The organism is Pseudomonas sp. Z18(2022), from assembly GCF_036346535.1.
In the GTDB taxonomy this organism is placed as follows: domain Bacteria; phylum Pseudomonadota; class Gammaproteobacteria; order Pseudomonadales; family Pseudomonadaceae; genus Aquipseudomonas; species Aquipseudomonas yamanorum_A.
Genome location: NZ_JAOTOA010000054.1, coordinates 1 through 5,560 on the forward strand (window position 1 = coordinate 1; position 5,560 = coordinate 5,560).

At 51.1% G+C, this 5,560-nt stretch carries 2 tRNA genes and 3 rRNA genes; all 5 read left to right on the forward strand.

From position 1 onward, the window contains the following. The first annotated feature begins 335 nt into the window (after positions 1-335). The 5 genes from V3W39_RS33455 to rrf all read left to right on the forward strand — a co-directional run bounded on the left by V3W39_RS33455 (position 336) and on the right by rrf (position 5,551). Positions 336-1,872: ribosomal RNA gene (locus tag V3W39_RS33455) — 16S ribosomal RNA — on the forward strand. A gap of 83 nt (positions 1,873-1,955) precedes the next feature. Then, a tRNA-Ile gene (locus V3W39_RS33460) sits at positions 1,956-2,032 on the forward strand. A 30-nt stretch (positions 2,033-2,062) separates the two neighbouring features. Further along, positions 2,063-2,138 (forward strand) — tRNA-Ala (locus tag V3W39_RS33465). Between the two features lie 247 nt (positions 2,139-2,385). After that, positions 2,386-5,279, forward strand: a 23S ribosomal RNA gene (locus tag V3W39_RS33470). Between the two features lie 156 nt (positions 5,280-5,435). Next, a 5S ribosomal RNA gene (rrf, locus tag V3W39_RS33475) occupies positions 5,436-5,551 on the forward strand. Together the 16S, 23S and 5S rRNA genes with 2 tRNA genes alongside form the textbook arrangement of a ribosomal RNA operon. The last annotated feature ends 9 nt before the right edge of the window (positions 5,552-5,560 follow it).

Here is a 5,560-nt window from a genome sequence, read left to right on the forward strand (position 1 = left end):
TTGACAGCAGCGTGTAACGCTGTAGAATTCGCCTCCCGCTAACGAGAGATCGGAAGCGCAAGTGGTTGAAGTTGTTGAGGAATTCCTCGAAAACTTCTGAAAATAATCACTTGACAGCAAATGAGGCTGCTGTAGAATGCGCGCCTCGGTTGAGACGAAAGATCTTAACCAACCGCTCTTTAACAACTGAATCAAGCAATTCGTGTGGGTGCTTGTGGAGTCAGACTGATAGTCAACAAGATTATCAGCATCACAAGTTACTCCGCGAGAAATCAAAGATGTAACCAACGATTGCTGAGCCAAGTTTAGGGTTTCTTAAAAACCCAAAGATGTTTGAACTGAAGAGTTTGATCATGGCTCAGATTGAACGCTGGCGGCAGGCCTAACACATGCAAGTCGAGCGGTAGAGAGAAGCTTGCTTCTCTTGAGAGCGGCGGACGGGTGAGTAATGCCTAGGAATCTGCCTGGTAGTGGGGGATAACGTTCGGAAACGGACGCTAATACCGCATACGTCCTACGGGAGAAAGCAGGGGACCTTCGGGCCTTGCGCTATCAGATGAGCCTAGGTCGGATTAGCTAGTTGGTGAGGTAATGGCTCACCAAGGCGACGATCCGTAACTGGTCTGAGAGGATGATCAGTCACACTGGAACTGAGACACGGTCCAGACTCCTACGGGAGGCAGCAGTGGGGAATATTGGACAATGGGCGAAAGCCTGATCCAGCCATGCCGCGTGTGTGAAGAAGGTCTTCGGATTGTAAAGCACTTTAAGTTGGGAGGAAGGGCAGTAAATTAATACTTTGCTGTTTTGACGTTACCGACAGAATAAGCACCGGCTAACTCTGTGCCAGCAGCCGCGGTAATACAGAGGGTGCAAGCGTTAATCGGAATTACTGGGCGTAAAGCGCGCGTAGGTGGTTCGTTAAGTTGGATGTGAAATCCCCGGGCTCAACCTGGGAACTGCATTCAAAACTGACGAGCTAGAGTATGGTAGAGGGTGGTGGAATTTCCTGTGTAGCGGTGAAATGCGTAGATATAGGAAGGAACACCAGTGGCGAAGGCGACCACCTGGACTGATACTGACACTGAGGTGCGAAAGCGTGGGGAGCAAACAGGATTAGATACCCTGGTAGTCCACGCCGTAAACGATGTCAACTAGCCGTTGGGAGCCTTGAGCTCTTAGTGGCGCAGCTAACGCATTAAGTTGACCGCCTGGGGAGTACGGCCGCAAGGTTAAAACTCAAATGAATTGACGGGGGCCCGCACAAGCGGTGGAGCATGTGGTTTAATTCGAAGCAACGCGAAGAACCTTACCAGGCCTTGACATCCAATGAACTTTCTAGAGATAGATTGGTGCCTTCGGGAACATTGAGACAGGTGCTGCATGGCTGTCGTCAGCTCGTGTCGTGAGATGTTGGGTTAAGTCCCGTAACGAGCGCAACCCTTGTCCTTAGTTACCAGCACGTCATGGTGGGCACTCTAAGGAGACTGCCGGTGACAAACCGGAGGAAGGTGGGGATGACGTCAAGTCATCATGGCCCTTACGGCCTGGGCTACACACGTGCTACAATGGTCGGTACAGAGGGTTGCCAAGCCGCGAGGTGGAGCTAATCCCAGAAAACCGATCGTAGTCCGGATCGCAGTCTGCAACTCGACTGCGTGAAGTCGGAATCGCTAGTAATCGCGAATCAGAATGTCGCGGTGAATACGTTCCCGGGCCTTGTACACACCGCCCGTCACACCATGGGAGTGGGTTGCACCAGAAGTAGCTAGTCTAACCTTCGGGAGGACGGTTACCACGGTGTGATTCATGACTGGGGTGAAGTCGTAACAAGGTAGCCGTAGGGGAACCTGCGGCTGGATCACCTCCTTAATCGACGACATCAGCTGCTCCATAAGTTCCCACACGAATTGCTTGATTCATTGAAGAAGACGATAAAGAAGCAGCCCGAAATTGGGTCTGTAGCTCAGTTGGTTAGAGCGCACCCCTGATAAGGGTGAGGTCGGCAGTTCGAATCTGCCCAGACCCACCAATTTTGTGTGGGAAACGCCTGTAGAAATACGGGGCCATAGCTCAGCTGGGAGAGCGCCTGCCTTGCACGCAGGAGGTCAACGGTTCGATCCCGTTTGGCTCCACCACTACTGCTTCTAGAAGTTGAAAGCTTAGAAATGAGCATTCCATCCTGGTGATGGTGAATGTTGATTTCTAGTCTTTGATTAGATCGTTCTTTAAAAATTTGGGTATGTGATAGAAAGATAGACTGAACGTTACTTTCACTGGTAACGGATCAGGCTAAGGTAAAATTTGTGAGTTCTCTTAATTGAGAAATTCGAATTTTCGGCGAATGTCGTCTTCACAGTATAACCAGATTGCTTGGGGTTATATGGTCAAGTGAAGAAGCGCATACGGTGGATGCCTTGGCAGTCAGAGGCGATGAAAGACGTGGTAGCCTGCGAAAAGCTTCGGGGAGTCGGCAAACAGACTTTGATCCGGAGATGTCTGAATGGGGGAACCCAGCCATCATAAGATGGTTACCTTACACTGAATACATAGGTGTATGGAGCGAACCAGGGGAACTGAAACATCTAAGTACCCTGAGGAAAAGAAATCAACCGAGATTCCCTTAGTAGTGGCGAGCGAACGGGGACTAGCCCTTAAGTGGCTTTGAGATTAGCGGAACGCTCTGGAAAGTGCGGCCATAGTGGGTGATAGCCCTGTACGCGAAAATCTCTTAGTCATGAAATCGAGTAGGACGGAGCACGAGAAACTTTGTCTGAATATGGGGGGACCATCCTCCAAGGCTAAATACTACTGACTGACCGATAGTGAACTAGTACCGTGAGGGAAAGGCGAAAAGAACCCCGGAGAGGGGAGTGAAATAGATCCTGAAACCGTATGCGTACAAGCAGTGGGAGCCCACTTTGTTGGGTGACTGCGTACCTTTTGTATAATGGGTCAGCGACTTATTTTCAGTGGCGAGCTTAACCGAATAGGGGAGGCGTAGCGAAAGCGAGTCTTAATAGGGCGTCTAGTCGCTGGGAATAGACCCGAAACCGGGCGATCTATCCATGGGCAGGTTGAAGGTTGGGTAACACTAACTGGAGGACCGAACCGACTACCGTTGAAAAGTTAGCGGATGACCTGTGGATCGGAGTGAAAGGCTAATCAAGCTCGGAGATAGCTGGTTCTCCTCGAAAGCTATTTAGGTAGCGCCTCATGTATCACTGTAGGGGGTAGAGCACTGTTTCGGCTAGGGGGTCATCCCGACTTACCAAACCGATGCAAACTCCGAATACCTACAAGTGCCGAGCATGGGAGACACACGGCGGGTGCTAACGTCCGTCGTGAAAAGGGAAACAACCCAGACCGTCAGCTAAGGTCCCAAAGTTATGGTTAAGTGGGAAACGATGTGGGAAGGCTTAGACAGCTAGGAGGTTGGCTTAGAAGCAGCCACCCTTTAAAGAAAGCGTAATAGCTCACTAGTCGAGTCGGCCTGCGCGGAAGATGTAACGGGGCTCAAACCATACACCGAAGCTACGGGTATCATCTTCGGATGATGCGGTAGAGGAGCGTTCTGTAAGCCTGTGAAGGTGAGTTGAGAAGCTTGCTGGAGGTATCAGAAGTGCGAATGCTGACATGAGTAACGATAATGGGTGTGAAAAACACCCACGCCGAAAGACCAAGGTTTCCTGCGCAACGTTAATCGACGCAGGGTTAGTCGGTCCCTAAGGCGAGGCTGAAAAGCGTAGTCGATGGAAAACAGGTTAATATTCCTGTACTTCTGGTTATTGCGATGGAGGGACGGAGAAGGCTAGGCCAGCTTGGCGTTGGTTGTCCAAGTTTAAGGTGGTAGGCTGGAATCTTAGGTAAATCCGGGATTCTAAGGCCGAGAGCTGATGACGAGTTAACTTTTAGTTAACGAAGTGGTTGATGCCATGCTTCCAAGAAAAGCTTCTAAGCTTCAGGTAACCAGGAACCGTACCCCAAACCGACACAGGTGGTTGGGTAGAGAATACCAAGGCGCTTGAGAGAACTCGGGTGAAGGAACTAGGCAAAATGGCACCGTAACTTCGGGAGAAGGTGCGCCGGTGAGGGTGAAGGACTTGCTCCGTAAGCTCATGCCGGTCGAAGATACCAGGCCGCTGCGACTGTTTATTAAAAACACAGCACTCTGCAAACACGAAAGTGGACGTATAGGGTGTGACGCCTGCCCGGTGCCGGAAGGTTAATTGATGGGGTTAGCTAACGCGAAGCTCTTGATCGAAGCCCCGGTAAACGGCGGCCGTAACTATAACGGTCCTAAGGTAGCGAAATTCCTTGTCGGGTAAGTTCCGACCTGCACGAATGGCGTAACGATGGCGGCGCTGTCTCCACCCGAGACTCAGTGAAATTGAAATCGCTGTGAAGATGCAGTGTATCCGCGGCTAGACGGAAAGACCCCGTGAACCTTTACTATAGCTTTGCACTGGACTTTGAATTTGCTTGTGTAGGATAGGTGGGAGGCTTTGAAGCGTGGACGCCAGTTCGCGTGGAGCCAACCTTGAAATACCACCCTGGCAACTTTGAGGTTCTAACTCAGGTCCGTTATCCGGATCGAGGACAGTGTATGGTGGGTAGTTTGACTGGGGCGGTCTCCTCCTAAAGAGTAACGGAGGAGTACGAAGGTGCGCTCAGACCGGTCGGAAATCGGTCGTAGAGTATAAAGGCAAAAGCGCGCTTGACTGCGAGACAGACACGTCGAGCAGGTACGAAAGTAGGTCTTAGTGATCCGGTGGTTCTGTATGGAAGGGCCATCGCTCAACGGATAAAAGGTACTCCGGGGATAACAGGCTGATACCGCCCAAGAGTTCATATCGACGGCGGTGTTTGGCACCTCGATGTCGGCTCATCACATCCTGGGGCTGAAGCCGGTCCCAAGGGTATGGCTGTTCGCCATTTAAAGTGGTACGCGAGCTGGGTTTAGAACGTCGTGAGACAGTTCGGTCCCTATCTGCCGTGGACGTTTGAGATTTGAGAGGGGCTGCTCCTAGTACGAGAGGACCGGAGTGGACGAACCTCTGGTGTTCCGGTTGTCACGCCAGTGGCATTGCCGGGTAGCTATGTTCGGAATAGATAACCGCTGAAAGCATCTAAGCGGGAAACTAGCCTCAAGATGAGATCTCACTGGAACCTTGAGTTCCCTGAAGGGCCGTCGAAGACTACGACGTTGATAGGTTGGGTGTGTAAGCGCTGTGAGGCGTTGAGCTAACCAATACTAATTGCCCGTGAGGCTTGACCATATAACACCCAAGCAATTTGCTGACCTGAAAAGGCACCAGATTGCGGTGTGTGAAGACGAAACGAACCGAAAGTTCGAATCTCACAAAACACCGAAGCTATCACATACCCAATTTGCTGAAGCGAGGCCAACTGGTCGCGACTCAGTACCCGAATTTCTTGACGACCATAGAGCATTGGAACCACCTGATCCCATCCCGAACTCAGCAGTGAAACGATGCATCGCCGATGGTAGTGTGGGGTTTCCCCATGTGAGAGTAGGTCATCGTCAAGATTAAATTCC